Raw genomic sequence first — 22,244 nt, 5'->3', positions numbered from 1 at the left:
CCGCATGCCGCAGGAAACTCGAATACACCCCCGCATAGCCCAGCGACAGGGTCTCCCGGTCGACCTGCACCGGACGGTCCTGCAACGGCCGCACGCGCCCTGCTCGGCCCGGCCATCGCCCGCCGCTGACGCCCCGGTACGGCCTTCCACCAGCACGGTCACCGTTTCGCTGGCACGGCGGCCGGCCACCGACCGGAGGCGGGCAGGTCGGGTGGCGGCACGACAGGCCGGCGGTTCAGCCGGTCGTGCAGGCCAGTCCGTCGAGGGTGAAGCCGACCGGGCGGTCGTTGCTCGTGGACCAACCGGCGAGGAAGCCCAACTCGACCGTCCCGCCGGCGGGCAGGGCGGAGTTCCAGGACGTGGGGGTGACCGACACGTCCGGGCCGTCCTGCCGGACCGTGCCGTTCCAGAGCTGGCTGATCCGCTGCCCGTCCGGGAACCGCCAGCGCACCGTCCAGCCGTCGTGCGCCCGCCCGCCGGTGTTGGTGATCCTGACGCTCGCCTGGAAGCCGCCCGGCCACTGGTTGGAGACGGTGTACGTCGCCCGGCAGGCGTCCGGCCCCGTGGTCGGCGTGACCGTCGGCGAGACCGTCGGGCTGACCGTCGGCGTCGGGGTCGGGTTGATCCGGGTCGGGTCGACGATCCCCCAGTACGCCGACTTGGCCTGGAGTTCCGTGTCGAACAGCAGCGGCGCGTCCTTGCGGGCCACCGGGAAGGTGTCCAGCCAGGTGTCGTCGTCCGCCAGCCCCCACAGGGTCACCGAGGTCAACTCGTCGGCGTATCGGCGGTAGAGGGCGAACAGGTCCCGGTAGCGGTACGCCTGGGTCAGCAGCCGGTCGGCCGGCGGGGTGGGGAAGGACTCGCTGCTGTCGACGTAGATGCTGACGTCCATCTCGGTGACCTGCTGCTCCACCCCGAGCGGGACGAACGCCTGGAGCATCGCCTCGGTCTCGGCGATCGACGGCCACTGGACGTTGACGTGCATCTGGTGCCCGACGCCGTCGATCGGCACCCCTTCGGCGCGTAGCTGGCTCACCAGGTCGCGCAGCTTGTCGCGCTTGGCCGGCACGTTCGTGTTGTAGTCGTTGATGTAGAGCTTGGCCGTCGGCGCGACCTCCCGGGCCACCCGGAACGCGGTGCGCAGGTAGTCCAGCCCGCTGATCTCGTGCCAGCGGCTGCGCCGCAGCCCGTCGGACTGGTTCTCGTCGATCACCTCGTTGGCGACGTCCCAGACCCCGATCGCGTCGCCGTAGCGGCCGACGACCGCGCGGATGTGCGCCTCCAGCCGGGACAGCAGCAGGGCCTTGTCGGCCGGGTCCGAGGTCAGCGGGGTGCCGTCGGTGTCGGTGAAGACCCAGGCCGGGGTCTGCTGGTGCCAGACGAGGGTGTGTCCGCGTACCGCCAGGTCGTTGTCGGTGGCGAAGCCGACCTGCGCGTCGGCGTCGGCCCACCGGAAGGTGCCCTCGGTCGGCTGGGTGGCGTCCCACTTGAGCGCGTTGCCCGGGGTCACCGTGTCGAAGTGCCGGCGCAGCAGGGTGGCCTGGTCGCCGATGATCTGCCGGTTGCCGATCGCCGCCCCGATCGGGAAGTCGGCGGCCAGCACCTCACGCAGTGCCGGGATGTCGGTCTGCACCGGCTTGGTCGGCTGGTACGCCATGGTGAAGTCGTCGATGTGCAGGTCGGCGGTGCCGCCGGCGGTCTCCACGTACGCCGACAGCCCGTCCACGTCGTGCGCGAGCACGTACGTGCCGGTGAGCCGGACCCAGGCGTCGGCGGTGACGGCGGTGTCGCCCACCACCTGGTCGTAGGCGGAGGTGCCGCCAGAGTCGCGTTGCACGCTGAGCCGGACCTGGCCGGGCGACTGGCCGGCGGCGAGCCGCACCCACACCGTCAGCGTGTAGCGGGTGCCCTTGACCATCTCGTCGAGCAGGTCGAGGGCGGGACCCTGCCAACTCGCGGTGCGGCCGGAGACGAGCAGGCTGCGGGTGCCGCCGTGGGCGACGGCGGTGCTGACCGCGACGGTCTCCCCGGCCCGGGGCCGGAAGCCCTGGGTGGTGCCGTCCTCGAAGGTGGCGTCGAGCACCACGACGGGGTCGGCGGCGCGGGCGGGCGGGCTGGTCAGTGGAACGGCGGCGGCCACGGCGACGGTGGCGAGGCAGGCCAGGGCCAGCAGCCCCGGCAGAAGGCGGTGACGGCGCGTCCAGGGAGCGCGCATGGCGGTGTCCTTCCGGTACGGATGGGCGCGCGCGGACCGCTGGGCGAGGTTTCTCGCTTGAGGCGGTCGCACGCCGGTCGACCGGCATGAGCCCGCATGCCGGTGTCCGTGGTCCCGCTCCGCTCGCGGCACCCGTTGCCGGGGGCCGCTGTCGAGAACCGATGGTACGGATCACGGACCCGGCACTCCAGCGCGGTGTGCTGGGCATCGGGCCCCGCCCCGGCGACGACGGCCGCGACCGACGTCGACCACGCCCTAGGCTGGCCCGTACCGGCGGGTCGAGGAGGTTCGTGTGGACAGGTGGGTCGCGTTGCTGCGCGGGGTCAACGTCGGCGGCGCGAAGGTCGCCATGGCCGACCTGCGCCGGCTGGTCACCGACCTCGGCCACCAGGACGTGCAGACGTACCTGCAGAGCGGGAACGTGGTCTTCGGCAGCACGGTGCGCGACGCCGACGCGCTGGCGCGGGGCATCGAGCGGGCCATCGCCGACGAGCTGGGGCTGACGGTGCCGGTGCTGGTGCGCAGCGGCCGGGAACTGGCGGCGGTGGCCGGCGGCAACCCGTACGCCGGGCGGGAGGACGACCCCACGCGGCTGCTGGTGGTCTTCCTCGCGACCGCGCCCGACCCGGCCGCCGTGGCCGCCCTGACCGTGCCCGACGGCGAGAACCTGGCGTTCTCGGTCGCCGGTCGCGAGGTCTACCTGCACTATCCCGACGGCGGCTACGGCCGGTCGAGGTTCACCAACAACCACCTGGAGAAGAAGCTCGGCCTGGTGGCGACCACCCGCAACTGGCGCTCGGTGCGGGCGCTGGCCGGGATGTCGACGGGCTGAGCCCTCGCCGCCGGTCCGGTGGGCCGACCGGTCGAGCGGGCAACTCACGCCCCAGCCTGGCCGCGACCGGTCCGCTGACCGGTCGCGGTCGACGGCTCACAGCAGCCCGCGCCGGGCGGCGTGTGCCCCGAGCTGGAATCGGCTGCGGGCCTCCAGGCGCTCCATGAGGGAGGCCGTGATCCGTCGCACCGTCCGCAGGGAGAGGCCGAGCTTGCGGGCCGCCACCTCGTCCGTGTGGCCGGCAGCGAGGATCTCCAACAGTTCCCGGGCGAACGGCTCGAGGCCGTCCGCGTCCGGCAGCGCGGTGACGCCGAGTGGAGTGGCCGCACGCCACACCTGCTCGAACAGCGCGTGGATGGCGGCGACCACCTCGATGTGCACCACCTCGACCGCGCCGCGGCTGGAGTCCGCGGGGTCCAGCGGCAGCAGCGCGACCTGCCGGTCCACGACGACCATCAGCATCGGCAGGGTGGGGGTCGTCCGGACCTGCCCGCCGAGGCCGGACAGCCAACGGGAGTACGTCACCACGTTCGGATCGTTGCGGTAGCTGTCCTGGTAGACGCACCTGATGGCCACGCCACGCTCCAGGACCAGCTGGTTGAGCGGTTTGCTCGACTGCTTCGCGTCGGGCGCCTGCGCGCTGCCCGGATTGAGCGAGACGCATTCGGTTGACGCACCGGCCGCCAGTTCCTCCAGTCGCTGCCGGACGGCGTCGACGTCCTCGTAGCGGCGGACCCCCTCCCGGGAGCGGAGGGCTGACTGTTCGTCGGTGATGGACCTGATCGCCACGCGGGTCGCCTCTATCTGACGCTGCCGGTGCAGTACGTCGGTTTCGGCCTGCTGGAGCAGGGCGGCCAGGCCGACGTCCGGCGAGACCGCGCGCAGGTTTCCGGGTTCTGCCGAGGACGGCCGGAGCAGTGCGAGGTCGGCCAGTTCGTCGAGGGCGGCGCGGACGCCCGATTCGTCTGTCCCCAGATGCTCCGCGAGCCCGCCGACGCCGAGGCTGGGGAAGGCCAGCATGGCGCGGTAAGTCCGCTCGGCAGACTCCGTCAACCCAAGCATTTCGAGCATGTTCAACCTTTCGAGCCCCCGTGTCTGGTCAGTATCAAGACGCCGCTCAGCCCGCGCAAGGCCCGCGAGAGGGAAGGGCCCGAGATGGCACCAAGGTGCCACGCAGCTTGGTGCCAGTACGGAAGCAGTGACACCACCCTGCCGGGCCGGCAAGCTTCTCGCATCGGGAAAACAGGCCCCGAAGGCACCCGGAAACGAGCTCCCGAAACATTTCCTTAATTGTTCCAGCAGGAGGAGTCCGCCATGCGCACACCGGTTCGTCTGATCTTCAGCGTCATCGCGGCGGGAGCTTTCCTGCTGGTCCCGAGCCTGTCGAACCAGGGCGGCGCCGAGACCGGAACGAGCGACCCGATCCGGGCAGTCGCCGGCGGTTTCGAGTGGGCCTGAACATGGACATGCTGACCTTCACCGTCGAACTCGACGGAATCACGGCACTCAACGAAGTGGCACTGCTCGACGCGATATGGGTCCACACGAGACCCGCCGACCGGGTGGAACACATCCGAGTACGGGCCGGGCCCAGCCGGATTTCCGTGGCGCTCTTCCTCATCGCGACGGATGCGCACGACATGAACGAACTGACCGACCGGATCCGACAACGGATCAAGCAGTTGCCCACATTTCCGAACTGACATCGAGAGAAAGGCACCACCATGACCGACATCAGCACGCCGCGCCGGGGCCGGCGGATCTCCGTGGGCATCATGGGCATCGCCGCGCTCTTTGCCGGCGGCCTCGCCGTTGCCCCTGACGCTGCTGCCAGCACGGTGCGCGACTCCATCGTCACGATCGCACAGCGCGAACTGAACGACGACAGCCGCAACCACGAGTACCGGGGCAGCGACAACTGCACCTACTACAGCGGTCAGATGACCGGCTGGCCCGTCTGCAACTCCCTCGGCTGGCGAGGCGGCACACAGAGTGGCGACGGCACCTACGCCTGGTGCGCCAACTTCGCCAAGTACATCTGGAAGCAGGCGGGAGTAACCGACCTCGGCGGCCTGAACACCTGGGCGCGATCGTTCCGGGAGTACGGCCTCGACAACAAGACCTACCATTCCCGCGGCAGCGGCTACACCCCGCAGCCCGGCGACGCAATCGTCTTCGACTGGGAGCAGAACGGCGTGATCGATCACGTCGGCATCGTCACGAGCGCGTCGGGCGGGCGGGTCTACACGGTGGAGGGCAACTCCAGCGACCGGGTCTCCGCCCGCAACTACAGCACCTCCGACGTGGACATCGTCGGATATTCCTCGCCGGTCGGCGCGAACGCCGAGGAGGACACCGCCGGTGCCGGCACCACCACCGGCGACCTCGGCATGGTGCGTACCGACGACGGGATCCTGGCGCAGTACCGGCTCGGCACCGACGGGTGGATCCACGGCGCCAACCAGCCGAGCGTCGGCGCGGCCTACGGCTCGTGGAAGCGGATCGGCGACCGCGGCGACTTCACCGGCAACCCGTCCGCCGTCGTCGGCGGCAACGAGACGATCGTGGTCTACGCCCGCGGCGTCGACAACAAGATCTACGGTGTGGGCCAGCCTTCCCCCGGCGCGGCCTTCGGCACCTGGAGGACCATCGGCACCGCGCAACCCACGTTCGCCAGCGACCCGACTGCGGTGATGACGCCCGACGGGGTGATCGCCCTGTACGCGACCGGCAGCGACGGCTACGTCTGGGGCACGGCGCAGAGCGACCCCGGTAGCACCTTCGGCGCCTGGGTGAAGATCGGCACCGGCGGCGCCGGGGTGGCGTCGGAGCCGCACGTCGTCATCGGCGCCAACGACACGATCGTCGTCTACGCCCGGGGCACCGACGGCAAGATCCACGGGGTGGGTCAGCCTTCCCCCGGCGCGGCCTTCGGCACCTGGCGCACGATCGGCACCGGTCAGCCCGTCGACGGCTTCAAGACCGCGCCCAGCGCGGTGGTCACGCCGGCCGGCGCCATCGTCGTCTACGCCACCGGCGTCGACGGCTTCGTCTGGGGGGCCGGCCAGAGCAGCGCCGGCGGCACCATCGGCGCCTGGGTGAAGATCGGCACCGGCGGCGCCGGGGTGGCGTCCCGCCCGCAGCCGATCATCGCCGCCAACGGCACGATCGCCCTCTACGCCCGGGCCGGAGACAACAAGATCCGCGGTGTCGGTCAGCCGTCGAAGGGCGCCGCGTTCGGCAGCTGGACGACGATCGGCACGGGCCAGCCGGACTTCGTCGGCGACCCGACGGCGATCGTCGCGGAGTCGGGCGCGATCGTGGTCTACGGCAAGGGCACCGACAACTGGGTCTGGGGCTCCGGACAGGGCAGCGCCGGCAGCACCTTCGGCGCCTGGTCCCACATCGGCAGCTGACCTGAGCGCGACGACGGGCCGCGGGCTTCTGCCCGCGGCCCGTCGTGCCGTTGCTCAGAAGTGGTACGCGGTGTGGTATTCCGGCACGAGCACCCGGCTGCGCGGGGAGACCCGGCGCACGGCCGCGACGAACGCGTCCAGCCGCTCGCGGTCCGTCGGCGCCATGGGCACGGGGTTGCGCAGCTCGGTCTCGAAGTTGTCGAAGTGCACAGGCACCACGACCTTCGGCCGGTCGAGCGCGTCGAGCAGCCGTTCCGCGTAGTCGGCGGTGACCGTGGTGCTCGGCAGCGCCAGCATGGCCACGTCGGGGGCCAGCCCGGTCAGGTTCCGCTCGGCGAAGTCGCTGGCGCCCATGAAGAACACCGACGGGCCGCCGGGCACCCGCAACTGGTACGCGAGGGTGTCGCCCTCGGGCAGGTCTGCGATGGTCTCCGGCTTCGCCGGCTGGCTGACCCGTACGCCCGGGAAGGCCATCGAGTACGACTTGTTGCGGCTGTGCAGGGAGCTGACGACCTCCACGGTGTACGCGCCGAAGTCCAGCACCTCTTCGCCGCGGACCGGGCTGAGCTTCCCCGACGGCAGCCCGTACGCGAGCCCGAGGTGGTAGGCGGTCAGCGTGCCGAAGGCCCGGGCGCCGGTGCGCTCGACGATGTACGGCACGTCCATGTAGTGGTCCCAGTGGGTGTGCGTGACGAGCACCGTCTCGGCCCGGTCCACCAGGGAGTCGACGACGTCGGTGCGGACCTCCAGCTTGGTGGCCTCGTTGAAGGCGCCCTTGAACAGCCCGGTGTCGATCCGGCTGACGAAGGGGTCGACCAGGACGGTCCGGTCGCCGATGTCGATGCGCCAGGCCGACGTACCCCACCAGCGGAAGCTGACCGGGCCGCTGCGGCGGCGGGCCGCAGCGGCGGCGACCGGCGCGGCGGCCGGCGGCGTGGCGTGTGCCGGGCCGGTCAGGGCGGCGCCGGCGAGCCCGCTGGCGGATACCAGCGCGGTGCTGGCGGCGGCGTCGCGGAGGAAGCGGCGGCGGTCGATGTTGGGCATGCTGAACTCTCCCCGTCGTGGTGCTGATCGGTCGGTGTCGAGCCAATCAGCTCGGCCCGGGCCCGGTCCAAGATCCTCGGCCGACACGATCGATACCCGCCGGCATATCGGGCCAGCTCAGCCGGGCCGACGGCAGCACCTCGCGCCCGAAAGATCAGCCGGCATGCAGGGCCTCGACGGCCGTCCGGGCCGCCTCCCCCATCGCCAGGTCCACGTCGATGCGGCGGGTGGCGAGCTGCGTGGCGCGGACGAAGACAGCGACGGCGTACCGCCCGCCGTCCGGGTACTCGGCCACGCCCGCCTCCAGGTGCAGGCCCGGCAGGGTGCCGGTCTTGCCGGCCACCCGCACGCCCGGCGGGAAGCCGGCGGCCAGCCGGGTCCAGAAGAGCTGCCGGGCCATCCAGCCCCGGACCATCGCGCACGCCTCGGGCGGACCGGCCTCGTCGCGCCAGATCAGGCCGAGCAGCCGGGTGATCTCCCGGGCGGTGCTCGACGTGGTGTGCGCGGGATCGAACATCCGCATCGCGCGGACCCGCTCGGGCGGCAGGGTGGGAAAGATCCGGGCGAAGTCCGCCTCCGTACGCGCGCCGACGTCGGCGAGCATCGTCTCGACCAGCTGCCGGGGACCGCCGGCGATCCGGGTACGCGCCAGCCCCAGCTCGGCGGCGAGCATCGGCAGCACGTCCGCCCCGACCCGGCGCAGCAGCAGGTCGGCGGCGGTGTTGTCACTGACCGACATGGCGAAGTAGGCCAGGTCCCGCAGCGACACCTCGGCGTCGTCGGCGCACCCGGCGATCCCCCACCCGCCGAGCCGGTCGTCGGCGGTGACGAGGACCCGTTCCCGGGGGTCGAGCTGGCCGGCGACGACCTGCCGGGCGAACTCCAGCACCAGCAGCACCTTGAAGATCGAGGCGATCACCACCTGCTCGTCCGCCCGTACCGCCACCTCCCGCCGGCCGCCCGGCTCCCCCGTACCGGCACCGCCGTCGACCGCGTCGAGGTCGACGACGTGCAGGCAGCCGGTGACCCCGGCCCGCTCGAAGATCTCCACGATCCGCTCCGCCACCACACTGCGCACGGTAGCCGCTGCCCGGCCGGCCGCCGCCGGCCGCCGCCCGCCGGCCTCTGGACGCCAGCGCTCGGCGCTCGGCACCCGACACCCGACGCCCGACGCTCAGCGCTCAGCGCTCGACGCTCGGCGCCCGACGCCCGACGCTCGGCGCCCGACGCCCGACGCTCGGCGCCCGACGCCCGGCGCCCGGCGCCCGGCGCCAGATCTTGGTAGGAAAGTGCCCCCCGAGGGGCGCTTCGGTACCAAGATCTCGCCGCGTCGCGGTCGCGGTCGCGGTCGCGGACGCGGAGGCGGACGCGGAGGCGGACGCGGAGGCGGACGCGGAGGCGGACGCGGAGGCGGAGGCGGAGGCGGAGGCGGAGGCGGAGGCGGACGGGGGTTGCGGACGCGGACGGTGGACGCGGACGGTGGACGTGTTCGCGGTTGCGGGCGCGGGTGGGCGCTGGCGTAGGGTCCGGCCGTGGACCTGCTCCGGCACCTGCGGCACTTCGTGGTGGTCGCCGACGAGCTGCACTTCGGGCGGGCGGCCGAGCGGCTCGGCATGGCCCAGCCGCCGCTGAGCCAGTCGGTGCAGCGCCTGGAGCGGGAGCTGGCGGTCGAGCTGTTCGACCGGTCCCGGCGGCAGGTGCGGTTGACCACCGCCGGGCAGTTGCTCCTCGGCGAGGCCGAGGAACTGCTGGCCGGGGAGGGCCGGCTGCGCAACCTGATGCGGCAGGTGCGCGACGGGGTGTCGGGGGTGCTCCGGGCGGGGGTGCCGCCGGAGACACCCGCCGTGACCCTGCGCGAGCTGCTCGACCGGCTGGCCGAGCGCGCCCCCGGGCTCGATGTGGACCTGCACGAGCTGACCAGCGGCGAGCAGGAGCGGATGCTCAGCGAGGGGCGGCTGGACGTCGGCCTGCTGCACCATCCCGTCACCGACGACGGGCTGCGCCTCGGTGCCGCCGTCGACGTACCGCTGGGGGTGCTGTTGCCGCGCGCCTCGGCGCTGGCCCGGGGACGGGAGGTCGAGCTGGCGGCGCTGGCCGGACTGGACCTGGTGACCGCGCCCCGGGCCACCGCGCCCGGCTGGCACGACCACCTGCTGGAGGTCTGCCGCCGGCACGGGTTCACGCCGGGGCGGGTCCGCCCGGCGCGGAACCCGGAGTTCCTCTTCGGATTGGTGCTGGCGGGCGGCGGGGTCGCCGTCGAGCCGGCCGCGACGGCGCGCCGGGAGCCCCGGATCGCCTGGCGGCCGGTCGCCGGGTCGCCGCTGGTCCGGCGCACCTCGGCGGCCTGGCCGCGCCGGGCCGCGCACCCGGCCGCGCCGATGTTCGGGCAGCTCGCGGCGGAGGTGCTGGCCGACGGGTCCGAGCCTCCGGCGCCGCCGCCCGGGCCGGCGCCCCGCCCCTGGCCGGTGCTCTTCGACGAGCCCGCCTGACCACCGGTTGGAAGGCCCCGATCAGGGGTACGCCGAGCGGATCACCGGGCTGGACCGGGGCGAGGCCGGCCGGCAGGGCCCGAACCCGGACACCTTCGACTACATCCCGGCCTGACGCCGCCACGCCGGCGCGCCCGGTCACCCCGCCGGCGCGCCCGGTCACCCCGCCGGACCGCCCCTCCCCCGGCGCCCGGGGCAGCACCCGCCGCCGGCATCGCGCCCCGCCAGTTCCGATCTGGCGGGGCGCTGGACGCCGTCTCGCGCCCGGCGGGTGGAACCGGAGCCGGGAGGGGGAGCCATGACGCCACTGCGCCTCGCCGTGATCATCGGCAGCACCCGGGAGGGGCGGGCGGGCGACCGGATCGGCCGCTGGTTCGTCGACCGGGCGCGGCGGCGCGACGAGGTGGCGGTGACTGTCGTCGACCTCGCCGACCACGACCTCCCCGCGAGCTGCCCGGCTGAGCCGACTCCCGCGATCGGGTCGTTCGTCGCGCAGGTCGCGCGGGCGGAGGCGTTCGTCGTGGTCACCCCCGAGTACAACCACAGCTTCCCGGGCTCGTTGAAACAGGCGATCGACCACGCGTACGACGAGTGGCAGGCCAAACCGGTCGGCTTCGTGTCGTACGGGTGCGGTTCCATCGGCCTGCACGCGGTCGAGCAGCTCCGCACGGTCTTCACCGCACTGCACACGGTCACGATGCGCGACGTCGTCGGTGTCGACCTGCTCGACGGTGCGCCGTCGCCCCCGACGGCCGACCGGTGCGAGCGGGCGGCCGACGTCCTGCTCGACCAGCTCCACTGGTGGGGCCTGGCCCTGCGCGAGGGTCGCGCCGCGCGCCCGTACGTCTCCTGAACGTGTGACACCTGAGGAAGGTAGGGAGCATGACACGCACCACCGGCCTGGCCATCGAGGCCGAGGGCCTGACCCGGTCGTTCGGGGACACCCGGGCGCTCGCCGGCATGGATCTCCAGGTCCCCGCCGGCACGGTCTACGGGCTGCTCGGCCCGAACGGCGCCGGCAAGACCACTGCGGTACGGGTGCTGGCGACGCTGCTGCGCCCCGACGGCGGACGGGCCCGCGTCTTCGGGCACGACGTCGTCACCGAGGCCAACACCGTGCGCGCCCGGATGAGCCTGACCGGCCAGTACGCCTCCGTGGACGAGGACCTGACGGGGCTGGAGAACCTGATGCTCCTCGCCCGCCTGCTCGGGCACCGCAAGCCGGCCGCCCGGGAACGGGCGGAGGGCATGCTCGCCGCGTTCGGCCTGACCGACGCGGCCGACCGGCAGGTCAAGAAGTACTCGGGCGGCATGCGGCGGCGCATCGACATCGCGGCGAGCATCCTCAACACCCCCGACCTGCTGTTCCTCGACGAGCCGACGACGGGGCTGGACCCGCGCAGCCGCAACCAGGTGTGGGAGATCGTCCGGGCCGTCGTGGCACACGGCACGACGGTGCTGCTGACCACGCAGTACCTGGACGAGGCCGACCAGCTCGCCGGCCGCATCGCGGTGGTGGACCACGGCCGGGTGATCGCGGAGGGCACCCCGGGCGAGCTGAAGTCCTCGGTCGGTTCCGGCACCGTCCACCTGCGGCTGCGCGACCCCGGGCGGCGACCGGAGGCGGAGAAGCTGCTCCAGGCGGCGCTCGGCGTGCCGGTGCAGCTCGCACCCGATCCGGTCGCGCTGACCGCGCGGGTCGGCGGCGACGGCAGCGACCTCGACGCCAGCGAGCAGGCGGCCCGCGCGCTCGGGGACCTGGCCCGCGCCGGCATCGTCGTCGACGACTTCTCCCTCGGTCAGCCGAGCCTGGACGAGGTCTTCCTGGCCCTGACCGACCACCCCGCCGTCGCGGCCGACGAGCGGGACGACCAGCTGGAGGCAGCCCGATGACAAACGCCACCACGACCGGGCGGGCCCCGTCCGTCTACGTACCCTCGACGGAGGCCCTCGCCACCGTCCTCGCGCCCGGCGCGCGACCGCCCACGCCCGGTGCGCTGTCGGCGTCGCTGACGTTCGGCTGGCGCGCGCTGCTGAAGATCAAGCACGTGCCGGAGCAGCTCTTCGACGTGACGGCGTTCCCGATCATCATGGTGCTGATGTTCACGTACCTGTTCGGTGGCGCCCTCGCCGACAGCCCGCGCGACTACCTGCAGTTCTTCCTGCCGGGGATCATGGTGACGAGCGTCGTGATGATCACCATGTACACCGGCGTCGGGCTGAACACCGACATCGAGAAGGGCGTCTTCGACCGGTTCCGGACGCTGTCGGTCTGGCGGCCCGCCCCGCTGGTCGGCATGATCTTCGGCGACGTGCTGCGGTACGTGCTGGCGGCCGTGGTCATCCTCGGCGTCGGGCTGGTGCTGGGGTTCCGGCCCGACGGCGGGCTGCCCGGCGTGCTGGCCGGGATCGGCCTGCTGGTGGCCTTCTCGTTCGCGTTCTCCTGGGTCTGGACGTTCTTCGGGCTCGTCCTGCGCAGCGAGAAGTCCGTGATGGGCGCGAGCATGATGGTGCTGTTCCCGCTGACCTTCCTCAGCAACGTGTTCGTCGAGCCCGCGACGATGCCGGGCTGGCTCCAGGCGTTCGTCAAGGTCAACCCGATCACGCAGCTGGTGGCCTCGGTACGCGCCGTCATGTCGGGAACCTCGGACGCGTCGGCGATCATGTGGACGCTGCTGTGGACCGCCGGCTTCCTGGTGGTCTTCGGCACGCTGACCATGTACCGCTACAACCGCCGCTGATCCTGCCGACGACGGGCACCGCCACGCAGGTGGTGGTGCCCGTCGTCGTGCCGTGCCCGTCGTCGTACGGCGGCCGGCTAGGGGTCGACCCGGACGGTGCTGGCCGTGCCGCCGGCAGCGGTGACGCGTACCTCGGTGGCGTCGGCGGGTAGCAGCGCCGCGCCGCGCCCGGCGTCGTGCCACTCCCCCGCGCCGACCCGGTAGCTCAGCGCCGCGCCCTCGGCGGCGACGAGGACACCCTGCCCGTCGGGCAGCCGCAGCCGCACCGGCAGCGGCGCGTTCCAGTCGATGAATCCGCTGGCCACCGGCTGGAGGGGCGCGCCGGCGTGGGCGATCAGGGCGATCGCGCGGGTGGGATCGTCGTCGTGCTGGATGGTCTTCAGCAGCAACTGCCGGCCGTCGGGAACCGCCCCGTAGACGGTCAGGCTGGGAGAGCCCCCAGCCCGGTGGGTGCCGCCGAGATCGACATAGGCGGCCAGCGCGTCCGTCGCGAAGACGTCCCTGCCGACGTGCGCGGCGGGGGCGTCACCCCACACCCGTTCCGCGCCGGGCAGCGTGTAGGTGACCGACCTCGGCTGCGGACTGGCCTTCCGGTCGGCGAAGAGGACGTCGGTCGCGTTGGCGATGTGGACGGCGGTCGTCGCGCTGACCGGCTTCCTGGCCAGGGCGACGGTGACCCTGCCGCGCTGCGGCGGCACCGACAGCACGGCGGCCCCGTCCCGGAACTCCACCCGCTGGAAGGTGCGCTCGATCCGGCCGTCGGCGGCGTACCGGAGCGTCGGCGAGAACTCGACCGGGTGTCCGGTGTCGAGCACGACCAGCACGTCGCGTCCCGGCCCGAGCAGCACGGCCACCGAACTGCCGTAGGTGCCGGCGTCGGTCACGGTCTCCCGCGTCATGACCCGCGGCCCGTCGGCGGTGGGCTCGACGAACGCGGCATAGCCGATCATCCGCTCACCGGCCGGCTCCCACACCTCGCCGGCGGCGGTGGCCCGCTGCGCGACGTAGGCGGCGGGCCCGGCCGGCGTGTTTCCCGCCCAGACCACGTGCGGATCGCCTTCGACATCGGTGCCGGTGTCCCCCGTCCCGTCCCGCCACGCCTGCCGGACCTGCCGCAGATACCCGCCGTCGCCGGCCAGATCGCCGCGGGTGGGTTTGTCGAACAGCGGCGAGGCGACCTCCGCCGCGGCCCCGCCGTCCGCGAGGTGGAGCGCACCGCCGACGGGTACCGCCACCACGGCCGCGCACACGGCGGCCAGGACGGCCCGACGTCGCCGCAACCGGCGACGCCCACCCCGTCGTACGTCGTCGAGCAGGGTCGGCGGGCCGACGAGGTCATCGGTCACCCGACGCAGGACGTCCCGCACGTCACGCTCTTGGATGGTCATCGCGCACTCCCGGTGTGGGTCGGGGCGGACAGGACGAGGCTCGACCCGGCCAGCGCCACCCGGAGGTGGGCGAGGCCCCGGGAGGCGTGGCTCTTCACGGTGCCCTCGGAGCAGCGCAGCGCCCCGGCGACCTCGGCGACCGACAGGTCCTCCAGGTAGCGCAGCACGACGGCGGCACGCTGCCGGGGCGGCAGGGTACGCAGCGCCGCGACGACCGCCTGGCGCAGCGCGATGTCGTCGGCGTGGTCCCGGGCGACCCCGTCGTTGTCGCCCAACGCCTGCTCGGGCCGCCGGGACCGCCACCGCCACCGGTTGATCGACCGGTTCACCAGGGCCCGCCTGGCGTACGCCTCCGGGGAGGTGCGCAGCCGGCGCCACCGCACGTACATCTGCTCCAGTACCTCCTGGAGCAGGTCCTCGGCCGCGTGCCGGTCGCCGGTCAACAGGTAGGCCACCCGCAACAGCGCCACCGACCGGGTACGGACGAAGTCGTCGAACTCCGTGGCATGCGCCTCTCGCATCTGGCCCCTCCCGGGTCTCTCAGTCAGCAAGACACCGCGGAGGGCTGCCGGGTTTACCGGCCCTCGCCGACGACGCGCGACAGGTGCCCGGGAGCTAGAGGCGCCAGGGCAGCGGCTCGGGCGGGAGGTAGCGGCAGGTGCTGCCCGTGGAGACGGTGTCGCGCAGGTGGGCGGCGAGGCCCGGGTGGCGCTGGTCGAGCTTGCGCAGCGCGTCCCGGATGCGGGCGGTGACCGTCTTGCGGGCCCGCTCGGCCTCGTCGCCCAGGCGTCGGCTGCGGCCGGCCAGCCCGGCGGCGGCGCGCAGCTCGGCGAGCAGGGCGCCGCGCTCGGCGTCGAGGTCGGCCAACCTCCGCTCGTCGCCGCGTTCGGCGGCCCGGTCGATCTCGTCGTCGAGCCGTTCCAGGTGCCGCCGGTAGCGGGCCTTGGCCTCGTCGTCGAGGACCGGGTCGCCGCCCATCCGGCGGGCCGCGACGAGTTCCGGCCCGGCGGCCGGGTCGAGCAATTCGACCGCCGGGACGTCGACGCCCGGCCGGCTGAGCAGCACGTGCAGGTCGCGCAGCCCCTTCGCGTCGGGCAGGTGCACCACCACGCCGGCGTAGGCGAGCTGCCAGACCGGCCCGTCGCGTCGGAACCCGTACGCCTGGCCCGCCTGCCGCCTCACGGCGGACGGGTGCGGCCCGGCGGCGACCGCCGGCGCGGCGGGCGGCCCGGTCCCCACCGCCTGCGGGCCGGGCGGCCCGGCGGTGACGGCCCGCGCCGCAGCTGGGCCGGCGGCCGGGGCGACGGCCGACGCCGGGCGCGGACCGGCGACCGCGGCGACGATCCCCGGCCGGCCGGCGGCCGACGCCTCGGTCCCCGTCGACGGCGTGCCGGCCAGGCGGCGGGCCGTCGAGTGCATGCCGAGGTCGTCGGCGTCGCGGGCGGTGGTGGCGCGCAGCGCGGCGGCGGACGCCGCGTCGCCGGGACGGTCCCGCCCGGTCAGCGCGTCGGCCAGCGCGGCGCGGGCCAGGACCGACCACGGACGGGCGCCCAGCCGGTCGGCGGAGTCGCGGGCGGCGGAGAAGCCGGTCACCGCGTCGTCCCAGCGTTCCTGGGCGGCGTCGACGAGGGCCAGCCAGTGGTCGACGGGGCCGCTGAGGTCGCAGCCGAACAACGCCGACATCCACTGCCCGCGGTGCGGTCGCAGCGCGTCGCGGGCCTCGGCGCAGCGCCGGGGGTCGCGACTGACGGCGGCGACCCCGGCGCGCAGCCGCAGCCACAGCGGTGACACCGATCCGGGGTACGTCGTGCCGGCGGACTCGATGCCGGCGACCACCCGTTGGGCCGTCTCGGCGTCGCCGCGCTCGGCCGCGGTGATGCCCCGGACGAGTTCCGGATGGGGGTAGCCGGTCGAGGGCAGCTCGTCGAGCAGGGTGTCGACCTCGTCGGCCCGGCCCTGCAGGTGCAGCCGGGACCAGCGCAGGTGGTGGCCCATGAAGGCGAAGTCGGAGTGCTCCCACTCGCTGAGGGCGGTCAGCTCACCGACCAGTTCGTCGGAGCGGGCGAAGTCGCCACGGAAGGCCGCGATGATGGCGTCGTCCATCGTGGCGGCGGCCCGGTGCCGGGCGTCGCCCTGGCGGGCGCCGGCGACGAAGGTGGCGAGTTCGTCCTGGTAGCGGGGGTCGCCCAGCTCCAGCAGGGCGACCCAGCGCAGCGCGGTCGCCCAGCGCGTCGTCTCCTGGTCGCCACCGCGGCGCGCCACGTCCCGGATCTCGGCGGTGATCGCGGCCCGGTCGCGGGCCGAGCCCAGCCCCCAGGTGGTGTCGTGGCGGGCCCACAGGCTGAAGGTGAGCGCCTCGTCGTCGTGCCCCCGCCGGGCCAGGGACTCCGTGGCGGCGATCAGGTCGGTGACCATCGTGCCGACCGGCACGGCGCCCGCGGACCCGCCGATCAACCGCCGGTACGCCTCCCGCAGCACGTCCTCCGGATCGGCGAGCCGCCCGGGGCCGTCGGCGTGGCGGCGGTGGACGACGAGGGCGACCCGGGCCAGCACCACCGGATCGTCGGCCGCCACGGCCAGCGTGGTGGCCTCGGCGAGCAGCCGCCGGGCCTCGTCGCCCGCGCCCGAGTGGTGCAGCAGCTCGCCCAGCTCGATCATGATCCTCACGCGTCGGGCCGGGTCGTCGGCGACGTCGAGCGCCCGGCGGAAGTGGACCACCGACTCGTCGATGGCCAGCCGGCCGGCCGCGGCGCGGGCCGCGGCGACCAGCAGCTCGGCGGCGCGGGACGGGTCGAGGCGGGCGCCTGCCAGGTGGGCGTGCCGGGCCAGGTCGGCGGGGATCAGCCGCTCGGCAAGCGCCGGCGCGCCGTCGACGGCCCGGGCGACCGCCGCGTGCCGGGAGCGCCGGTCGTCGTCGGGCAGCGCGTCGTAGAGGGTCTCCCGCACGAGGTCGTGGACGAAGGCGAACCGGCCGCCGCCACGGGACACCACGAGCCGGGCGGTCACCGCCCGGTCGAGCAGCCGGTCGGTCTGCGCCGCCGGGGTGCCCGCGCAGGCGGCGAGGACCGGACGGTGGAACTCCCGGCCCAGCACGGCGGCGACGGTGAGCGCCTCGACGACCGCCGCCGGCAACTGGGCGAGGCGGCCCCGCACCGCCTCCCGTACGCCCGGGGGGATCGTGCCGATCCGGCCGTCGGCACGCCAGATCCGGGCGGTCTGCTCCACGAAGAACGGGTTGCCGCCGGTGCGCCGGTGCACCTCGTCGAGGAGGTCGGCGTCGGGCGCCCGGCCGGCCGCCCGGGTCATCAGCGCGGCCACCTCGTCGCGGGACAGGCCGGTGAGGGTGAGCGTGGTCGCCTTCGCCACCAGCGGCATCAGCAGCCCGCGCAGCGGGTGCTCGGGTGACTCGACCTCGGCGTCGCGGTAGGTGCCGATGAGCAGCAGCCGCTCGAACCAGGTGTGCTGGGCGGCGAAGCGCAGCAGCCGCATCGAGGCGGGATCGGCCCAGTGCAGGTCGTCGAGCACGACCACGACCGGCCGGCGCTGGGACACCGCGACCAGCGCGGTGGTCACCGCGTCGTGCAGCGCGAACTCCTCCTGGTCGACGCGGTCGTCACCGCTCCGTCGGCAGGCCGCCTCGCCGGCGTCGCCGTCGACCGCCCCGGCGACGCCGTCCGCCGACTCCCCGGCGGCGCCGCCGGCCGCCTCGCCGAGCAGCGCCGCCAGGGCCGGCTCGGCCGACTCCCGGGCCAACGCCCAGTCGTCGGTCGAGCGGCGCAGGCCGCGCAGCACCTGCACCCAGGGCCAGTAGCCGGGGGCGCTGTCGGAATCCCAGCAGGCCGCGCCGAGCACCAGCGCGCCTCGTCGGCGGGCCTCGCCGGCCGCCGCCGTGACCAGGGTCGTCTTGCCGATGCCGGGCTCCCCGGCGACGAGGACCAGACCGCCGTGGCTGGTGGTCACCCGGTCGATCTCGGCGCGCAGCAGACCCGCGGGATGCTCCCGCCCGATGACGTCCCCGTCGTGCCGCGGATCCATGACGCCCAGACCGTAGCGGAACGGTGGGACATCGCGAGCCCTTTACGCGCGGCGACGCCGCCGCCCGGCCCGTGTGCGCGGGTCCGCCCGGTGGGCGGACCCGTCCACGAGCAGGCGGGCGGTCGGGTGCTCAGCGGGCGTCGGTGACCACGTGGGAGCAGGCGGCGCAGGCGGCCCGGCCCTGCTCCGCGTACCACCGGCAGGTCCGGCGGATCGCGCAGCGCGGCAGGTCGTCCTCCGCCGGACCGGCGACCTCCTGGAACGACGCCGCCACCCGTTCGCCGAGGCCGCAGTGCGCGCCGGTCCAGAAGCCGCACTTCGACGTGACGCACGGGCCGGCCAGCCGGTACCGGGACTCGACCGGGGTGTCCGTGCCGGCCTGGGCGAGGGCGACCTCGGCGGGGAGCGGGGGCGTCACGTAGGCGACCCGCCCCGCCGGAGTGATCATGCCGAGGAACACCGTGGCGTTGGCCGCGGGGGTGCTCGGGCACATCCGCTCCGGCGGGTCCGGCCGGTGGGCGGTGTCCGTCACCGCTGCATCCAGAAGCCGATGTCGTTGATCTTCTGGCCCAGTTCCTCGGCGAACGGGCCGTCGATGACCCACAGGCCGTACCACTCGGGGCGGAGCTTGATGTTGGCGTGCCCGACGGCGAGCGGGTTGGTCAGCCGCTTGCCGGCGGTGGAGAGGGCGTTGAGGCCCGCCTTCTGGATCTCGCTCGCGATCAGGCTCTGCTGTTCGACGGTCAGGTCGACGCCGTCGACGACGAAACGGAACTCGCTGCGTGCCATGTCCTACCTCCGATGGTCAGTACGAATCGGTCCGCAGCCCGCGCCGCAGACTCGCCCTGGTGAATGCCGCCCAGCCGGAGCGGGAGGTGGGGTCGCCCCCGTGCCCGGCCCGGCTCAGGTGCTCGCGCCAGTCGGTCGCGTCGGCGGCGCGCAGCCCCCACAGCTCCCGGCAGGCGGTGGCCGCGAACGCGACCTGTCCGGCCGAGCCGGTCCAGCCGGCGGGGCCGTCGGCCACCCGCAGCGCACCGCCCGCCTCGACGCGTACCGACGGGAAGTGGTGGTGCAGGCTGGCGAGGGTGGCCAGGTGGGCGGCGTCCGAACGCCCGGCGGCGAAGGCGTCCCGCGTCTCGTCGTCACGGGTGACCCGGATGGCGTGCAGCGTGAACGCGTCGCCGTCGCCGCCGACCTGCCCCTCGACCTCCGTCGGGGTGCTCCAGATCCGGGGCGAGTTGGCCGACCAGAAGGCCAGCCAGGCGTCGAGGCGTTCGTGGAAGTCCGCCTGGAAGCGGGCCGGTCCGCCGGCGAGCCGGGCGGTGGCGATCCGGTCCCGGGCGACGGGACGCCGGGCCGGTCCTGCCGGGGGCGCTCCCCCGGCGGGTGGCGCGGCGTGTGCGGCGCTCGCTCCGGCGACTGTGGCCGCCGAGGCCGCGGCGGCGCCGAGCAGGATCCGGCGCCGGGAAAGTGGGGAATGGGATTCGTTCATGGCCCGCCTTTCATGGACGGCCTTTGCCACGACACGCTATCGACAGACGTAGATCAAGAGAGACGTCGCTCTATCGGTGAACCGACATGAAAACCGGTGATCGACGGCGGCGGAATCCCGCGCACTGTGCACTGCGCCCCCGCCGGCCGGACGGCCACCTAACGATTGATAAGCATCCATCGACACTCGTAACATCATCACCATGCGTGCCCGTCGCGTCACCCTCGCCGTCGTCCTCGCCGCGCTGCTGAGCCCGTTCGCCGTCGGCGCCGCGCGGGCGGACGACACCCCGGCGCTCACCACCCCCGGCAGCCCCGTCGTCGTGGTCGACGAGCCCCACCGCCTCACCCTCTCCTGGACGCCCTCGACCTGGGTGGGCGAGCCGGCCGGCGCGGAACCGATCACGTACGAGGTGCGGGCGCGGCTGGGCCCGTACGTCTACCGGAGCCTCGGCAGCACCACCGCCACCACCCTGACGCTTACCAACCTGGCGCCGGGCAGCGAGTACCGGCTCGTCGTCAGCGCCTACACCCTCGGCGGCTACTCCGACCCGTCCCCCGTCACCCCGGTCCGCACGGCGTACGGGCGGGCCAAGGTCAGCTACCTCAACCTCGACTGGTCGCCGACGGACAACCAGATCCAGCACGTCCTGAAGGTCACCAACACCGGCACCGGGCCGCTCGACCTCACCGCCGTGCGGGTGCGCTACCACCTGACCTTCGAGGGCGGCGACACCTCGCTGGTGCCGAACTGCGACTGGGCGGCGCTGGGCTGCGACCGGATCCGCCGCGACGTGACGTACTTCCCGCCGCCCCTGCCGCCCGGCGGCCCGCCGACGCCGACGCCCACTCCGACGCCGACCCGGTACCCGCTGCCGGGCACGCCGGTCCCCGGCTGGGTGGAGCTGACCTTCACCGGGGGCGTCCTCGCCCCGGGCGCGTCGTCCGGGCCGATCCAGCTGCGCCACCACCGGCCCGGGTGGACCGACATCGACGAGCGCGACGACCCGAGCTGGCGCGCCGCCACCGGCGAGTGGACCGACAACAGCCGGATCACCCTCGACGTCGACGGCGTACGCGAGTTCGGTGACACGTTCGCCTGACGAACACCGGCCGGTGGCACCACCCCCGGGTCGGGGCGGCACCACCGGCCGGCGGGCGGGCGGTCGACGGAACCGTGGTCCGGTCACGCCGTCAGGCGGTGTAGAGGATCTTCACCCCGTTGAGGCTCGTCGCCGAGACGGTCGTGCCGCGGACGCCGGAGTTGAGGTTGCGCCAGCCGTTGTTGCTCGCCGCCTCGTGGACCATGCCCCCGGCCACGGTGTAGACGTGCTTGACGCCGTTGACGTCCATCGCCGCCAGCGCGTCGGGGCTGATCCCGGAGATGCCCGAGTTCAGGTTGCGCCACCCGCTGTTGCTGGCCGCCTCGTGGACCGTGCCGCCGGCCACCGTGTAGACGATCTTCACACCGTTGTGACTGATCGCGGCCAGCGCGTTCGGGCTGACCCCCGAGATGCCGGAGTTGAGGTTGCGCCAGCCGTTGTTGCTGGCCGCCTCGTGGACCATGCCCCCGGCCACCGTGTAGATGATCTTCACGCCGTTGAAGTTGATCGCGGCCAACGCGTTCGGGCTGACCCCCGAGATGCCGGTGTTCAGGTTGCGCCAGCCGTTGTTGCTCGCCGCCTCGTGGACCATGCCCCCGATCACGGTGTAGATGTACTTGACGCCGTCGACGTGGATCACGGCGAGCGCGTTGTTGCTGACTCCCGAGATGCCGGTCCACAGGTTGCGCCAGCCCGTGTCGCTGGCCGCCTCGTACACCCGGCCGTCGTTGACCGTGTAGAGCAGCTTGTTGGTGCCCATGACCATCGACGCGGTGGTCGAGCCGGTGATGCTGTTGACCGGCAGCATCTGCCAGCCGCTGTGGCTGCCGGACTCGTACACCTGGCGGTTGGAGCTGACCTGCCCGCAGTTCTGGCTGGTCATGTTCCGGGCCGGCGAGACGGCGCCGGAGACGTAGAGCGGTCCCGTGTTCGGGCTGCCGTCGGAGGTGATGCCGGAGGGCACGCCGTTGAAGTACGCCTCGGTCTTGACGCCGTCGCGTGTCTGCTCGTAGTGCAGGTGCGGGCCGGTCGAGTTCCCGGTGCTGCCGACCCGGCCGATCTGCTGGCCGGTCGACACCCACTGCCCGGCGCGCACCGGCGGGGACTCGATCATGTGCGCGTAGCTGCTCCGCCAGCCGCCGCCGTGGTCGATCACCACGTACCAGCCGCCGCCGCTGGTCCAGCCGGCGAACGTGACGGTGCCGGCGTACGAGGCGAGGATCGGCCGGCCGTTGCTGGCGCCGCCGGTGAAGGTCATGTCGATGTCGTAGTCGTCATGCCCGTAGTAGGTGGCCATCCGCCAGGTCTCGCCGCAGGGGAACGGCAGCTGGAAGTTCGGCCGTGGGCCCGCGGCCTGGGCCGGTGCGGCCACGACAGCGATGGCGCCCACCATGGCGAGCAGCACGGCGCCGACGCCGGCGAGTGCCAGGCGGGCCGAGGTGAGGACGCGGGCGGGTAGACCCGTCATAGGGGAAGTTCCCTCCGGAGCC

20 protein-coding genes and 1 pseudogene are annotated in these 22,244 nt (G+C 73.7%); 9 read left to right on the top strand and 12 right to left on the bottom strand.

Annotated elements, in window-relative coordinates; translation table 11 throughout:
* Together AB0B83_RS01880 and AB0B83_RS01875 are read right to left on the bottom strand one after the other, a co-directional pair.
* A pseudogene (locus tag AB0B83_RS01880) lies at nucleotides 1-94 on the bottom strand (hypothetical protein); the annotation flags it as partial.
* A gap of 141 nt (nucleotides 95-235) precedes the next feature.
* Nucleotides 236-2,215 (bottom strand): endo-1,4-beta-xylanase, encoded by a 1,980-nt coding sequence (locus AB0B83_RS01875; protein ID WP_357576546.1) that lies wholly within the window; start codon nucleotides 2,213-2,215, stop codon nucleotides 236-238.
* A gap of 292 nt (nucleotides 2,216-2,507) precedes the next feature.
* On the opposite strand from AB0B83_RS01875, the gene AB0B83_RS01870 reads away from it, so the two are divergent.
* Entirely contained in the window at nucleotides 2,508-3,047 is a 540-nt protein-coding gene (locus AB0B83_RS01870; RefSeq protein ID WP_357576545.1) for a DUF1697 domain-containing protein, read from the top strand.
* A 96-nt stretch (nucleotides 3,048-3,143) separates the two neighbouring features.
* Here AB0B83_RS01870 and AB0B83_RS01865 read toward each other — a convergent pair whose 3' ends face one another.
* The gene (locus AB0B83_RS01865) at nucleotides 3,144-4,118 is read right to left on the bottom strand and encodes a LuxR C-terminal-related transcriptional regulator (protein ID WP_357576544.1); all 975 of its coding nucleotides are present in this window, start codon (nucleotides 4,116-4,118) and stop codon (nucleotides 3,144-3,146) included.
* 219 nt (nucleotides 4,119-4,337) lie between these two features.
* Here AB0B83_RS01865 and AB0B83_RS01860 point away from each other — a divergent pair, with 219 nt between their 5' ends.
* From AB0B83_RS01860 to AB0B83_RS01850, 3 genes are read left to right on the top strand one after another with little or no spacing between them, the layout of a single operon-like run.
* Nucleotides 4,338-4,505, top strand: coding sequence for a hypothetical protein (locus AB0B83_RS01860; RefSeq protein ID WP_357576543.1), 168 nt, complete (start codon nucleotides 4,338-4,340; stop codon nucleotides 4,503-4,505).
* On the top strand, nucleotides 4,496-4,750 hold the full coding sequence (locus tag AB0B83_RS01855; RefSeq protein WP_357576542.1) for a hypothetical protein: 255 nt from the start codon (nucleotides 4,496-4,498) through the stop codon (nucleotides 4,748-4,750). The genes AB0B83_RS01860 and AB0B83_RS01855 overlap by 10 nt, the downstream gene beginning before the upstream one ends.
* A 21-nt stretch (nucleotides 4,751-4,771) precedes the next feature.
* Nucleotides 4,772-6,463, top strand: a complete 1,692-nt coding sequence (locus tag AB0B83_RS01850) for a CHAP domain-containing protein (RefSeq protein WP_357576541.1) — start codon at nucleotides 4,772-4,774, stop codon at nucleotides 6,461-6,463.
* A gap of 54 nt (nucleotides 6,464-6,517) precedes the next feature.
* On the opposite strand, the gene AB0B83_RS01845 is transcribed toward AB0B83_RS01850, so the two are convergent.
* Complete coding sequence (locus tag AB0B83_RS01845; RefSeq protein WP_357576540.1) at nucleotides 6,518-7,507, bottom strand: MBL fold metallo-hydrolase; 990 nt, start codon at nucleotides 7,505-7,507, stop codon at nucleotides 6,518-6,520.
* 154 nt (nucleotides 7,508-7,661) lie between these two features.
* Nucleotides 7,662-8,576: a serine hydrolase gene (locus AB0B83_RS01840; protein WP_357576539.1), complete on the bottom strand. Its 915-nt coding sequence runs from the start codon at nucleotides 8,574-8,576 to the stop codon at nucleotides 7,662-7,664.
* A gap of 463 nt (nucleotides 8,577-9,039) precedes the next feature.
* Here AB0B83_RS01840 and AB0B83_RS01835 point away from each other — a divergent pair, with 463 nt between their 5' ends.
* The 4 genes from AB0B83_RS01835 to AB0B83_RS01820 all read left to right on the top strand — a co-directional run bounded on the left by AB0B83_RS01835 (nucleotide 9,040) and on the right by AB0B83_RS01820 (nucleotide 12,737).
* Nucleotides 9,040-9,996, top strand: coding sequence for a LysR family transcriptional regulator (locus tag AB0B83_RS01835; RefSeq protein ID WP_357576538.1), 957 nt, complete (start codon nucleotides 9,040-9,042; stop codon nucleotides 9,994-9,996).
* 298 nt (nucleotides 9,997-10,294) lie between these two features.
* On the top strand, nucleotides 10,295-10,849 hold the full coding sequence (locus tag AB0B83_RS01830) for an NAD(P)H-dependent oxidoreductase (RefSeq protein WP_357576537.1): 555 nt from the start codon (nucleotides 10,295-10,297) through the stop codon (nucleotides 10,847-10,849).
* Between the two features lie 29 nt (nucleotides 10,850-10,878).
* A complete protein-coding gene (locus tag AB0B83_RS01825; protein WP_357576536.1) occupies nucleotides 10,879-11,889 on the top strand; it encodes an ATP-binding cassette domain-containing protein in 1,011 nt (336 codons plus the stop codon).
* The gene (locus AB0B83_RS01820; RefSeq protein WP_357576535.1) at nucleotides 11,886-12,737 is read left to right on the top strand and encodes an ABC transporter permease; all 852 of its coding nucleotides are present in this window, start codon (nucleotides 11,886-11,888) and stop codon (nucleotides 12,735-12,737) included. The genes AB0B83_RS01825 and AB0B83_RS01820 overlap by 4 nt, the downstream gene beginning before the upstream one ends.
* A 77-nt stretch (nucleotides 12,738-12,814) precedes the next feature.
* On the opposite strand, the gene AB0B83_RS01815 is transcribed toward AB0B83_RS01820, so the two are convergent.
* The 6 genes from AB0B83_RS01815 to AB0B83_RS01790 all read right to left on the bottom strand — a co-directional run bounded on the left by AB0B83_RS01815 (nucleotide 12,815) and on the right by AB0B83_RS01790 (nucleotide 19,652).
* On the bottom strand, nucleotides 12,815-14,125 hold the full coding sequence (locus tag AB0B83_RS01815; RefSeq protein ID WP_357576534.1) for a hypothetical protein: 1,311 nt from the start codon (nucleotides 14,123-14,125) through the stop codon (nucleotides 12,815-12,817).
* The gene (locus tag AB0B83_RS01810; RefSeq protein WP_132233744.1) at nucleotides 14,122-14,646 is read right to left on the bottom strand and encodes a SigE family RNA polymerase sigma factor; all 525 of its coding nucleotides are present in this window, start codon (nucleotides 14,644-14,646) and stop codon (nucleotides 14,122-14,124) included. The genes AB0B83_RS01815 and AB0B83_RS01810 overlap by 4 nt, the downstream gene beginning before the upstream one ends.
* Before the next feature lie 94 nt (nucleotides 14,647-14,740).
* Complete coding sequence (locus AB0B83_RS01805) at nucleotides 14,741-18,160, bottom strand: AAA family ATPase (protein WP_357576533.1); 3,420 nt, start codon at nucleotides 18,158-18,160, stop codon at nucleotides 14,741-14,743.
* Between the two features lie 130 nt (nucleotides 18,161-18,290).
* Nucleotides 18,291-18,692, bottom strand: a complete 402-nt coding sequence (locus AB0B83_RS01800; RefSeq protein WP_225852145.1) for a hypothetical protein — start codon at nucleotides 18,690-18,692, stop codon at nucleotides 18,291-18,293.
* The gene (locus AB0B83_RS01795; protein ID WP_132233740.1) at nucleotides 18,689-18,949 is read right to left on the bottom strand and encodes a hypothetical protein; all 261 of its coding nucleotides are present in this window, start codon (nucleotides 18,947-18,949) and stop codon (nucleotides 18,689-18,691) included. The genes AB0B83_RS01800 and AB0B83_RS01795 overlap by 4 nt, the downstream gene beginning before the upstream one ends.
* Nucleotides 18,950-18,965: 16 nt before the next feature.
* Nucleotides 18,966-19,652, bottom strand: coding sequence for a hypothetical protein (locus AB0B83_RS01790; RefSeq protein WP_357576532.1), 687 nt, complete (start codon nucleotides 19,650-19,652; stop codon nucleotides 18,966-18,968).
* Between the two features lie 202 nt (nucleotides 19,653-19,854).
* Here AB0B83_RS01790 and AB0B83_RS01785 point away from each other — a divergent pair, with 202 nt between their 5' ends.
* Nucleotides 19,855-20,754: a cellulose binding domain-containing protein gene (locus AB0B83_RS01785; RefSeq protein ID WP_357576531.1), complete on the top strand. Its 900-nt coding sequence runs from the start codon at nucleotides 19,855-19,857 to the stop codon at nucleotides 20,752-20,754.
* 91 nt (nucleotides 20,755-20,845) lie between these two features.
* Here the strand turns inward: AB0B83_RS01785 and AB0B83_RS01780 are convergent, their stop codons facing one another.
* Nucleotides 20,846-22,222, bottom strand: a complete 1,377-nt coding sequence (locus tag AB0B83_RS01780) for a M23 family metallopeptidase (RefSeq protein WP_357576530.1) — start codon at nucleotides 22,220-22,222, stop codon at nucleotides 20,846-20,848.
* Nucleotides 22,223-22,244 lie beyond the last annotated feature (22 nt).

Source organism: Micromonospora sp. NPDC049060, assembly GCF_040649055.1.
Taxonomy (GTDB): Bacteria; Actinomycetota; Actinomycetes; order Mycobacteriales; family Micromonosporaceae; genus Micromonospora; species Micromonospora reichwaldensis.
The sequence above is the reverse complement of the archived record's forward strand: the minus strand, read 5'-3'. Positions and strand labels throughout refer to the sequence as shown.

Bases quoted from the DNA above. Each gene is read 5' to 3' on its own strand.
- AB0B83_RS01790 (WP_357576532.1), bottom strand. From the start codon at position 19,652: ATGAACGAATCCCATTCCCCACTTTCCCGGCGCCGGATCCTGCTCGGC.
- AB0B83_RS01830 (WP_357576537.1), top strand. From the start codon at position 10,295: ATGACGCCACTGCGCCTCGCCGTGATCATCGGCAGCACCCGGGAGGGG.
- AB0B83_RS01785 (WP_357576531.1), top strand. From the start codon at position 19,855: ATGCGTGCCCGTCGCGTCACCCTCGCCGTCGTCCTCGCCGCGCTGCTG.
- AB0B83_RS01825 (WP_357576536.1), top strand. From the start codon at position 10,879: ATGACACGCACCACCGGCCTGGCCATCGAGGCCGAGGGCCTGACCCGG.
- AB0B83_RS01810 (WP_132233744.1), bottom strand. From the start codon at position 14,646: ATGCGAGAGGCGCATGCCACGGAGTTCGACGACTTCGTCCGTACCCGG.
- AB0B83_RS01865 (WP_357576544.1), bottom strand. From the start codon at position 4,118: ATGCTCGAAATGCTTGGGTTGACGGAGTCTGCCGAGCGGACTTACCGC.
- AB0B83_RS01820 (WP_357576535.1), top strand. From the start codon at position 11,886: ATGACAAACGCCACCACGACCGGGCGGGCCCCGTCCGTCTACGTACCC.
- AB0B83_RS01815 (WP_357576534.1), bottom strand. From the start codon at position 14,125: ATGACCATCCAAGAGCGTGACGTGCGGGACGTCCTGCGTCGGGTGACC.
- AB0B83_RS01850 (WP_357576541.1), top strand. From the start codon at position 4,772: ATGACCGACATCAGCACGCCGCGCCGGGGCCGGCGGATCTCCGTGGGC.
- AB0B83_RS01875 (WP_357576546.1), bottom strand. From the start codon at position 2,215: ATGCGCGCTCCCTGGACGCGCCGTCACCGCCTTCTGCCGGGGCTGCTG.
- AB0B83_RS01805 (WP_357576533.1), bottom strand. From the start codon at position 18,160: ATGGATCCGCGGCACGACGGGGACGTCATCGGGCGGGAGCATCCCGCG.
- AB0B83_RS01845 (WP_357576540.1), bottom strand. From the start codon at position 7,507: ATGCCCAACATCGACCGCCGCCGCTTCCTCCGCGACGCCGCCGCCAGC.
- AB0B83_RS01795 (WP_132233740.1), bottom strand. From the start codon at position 18,949: ATGGCACGCAGCGAGTTCCGTTTCGTCGTCGACGGCGTCGACCTGACC.
- AB0B83_RS01780 (WP_357576530.1), bottom strand. From the start codon at position 22,222: ATGACGGGTCTACCCGCCCGCGTCCTCACCTCGGCCCGCCTGGCACTC.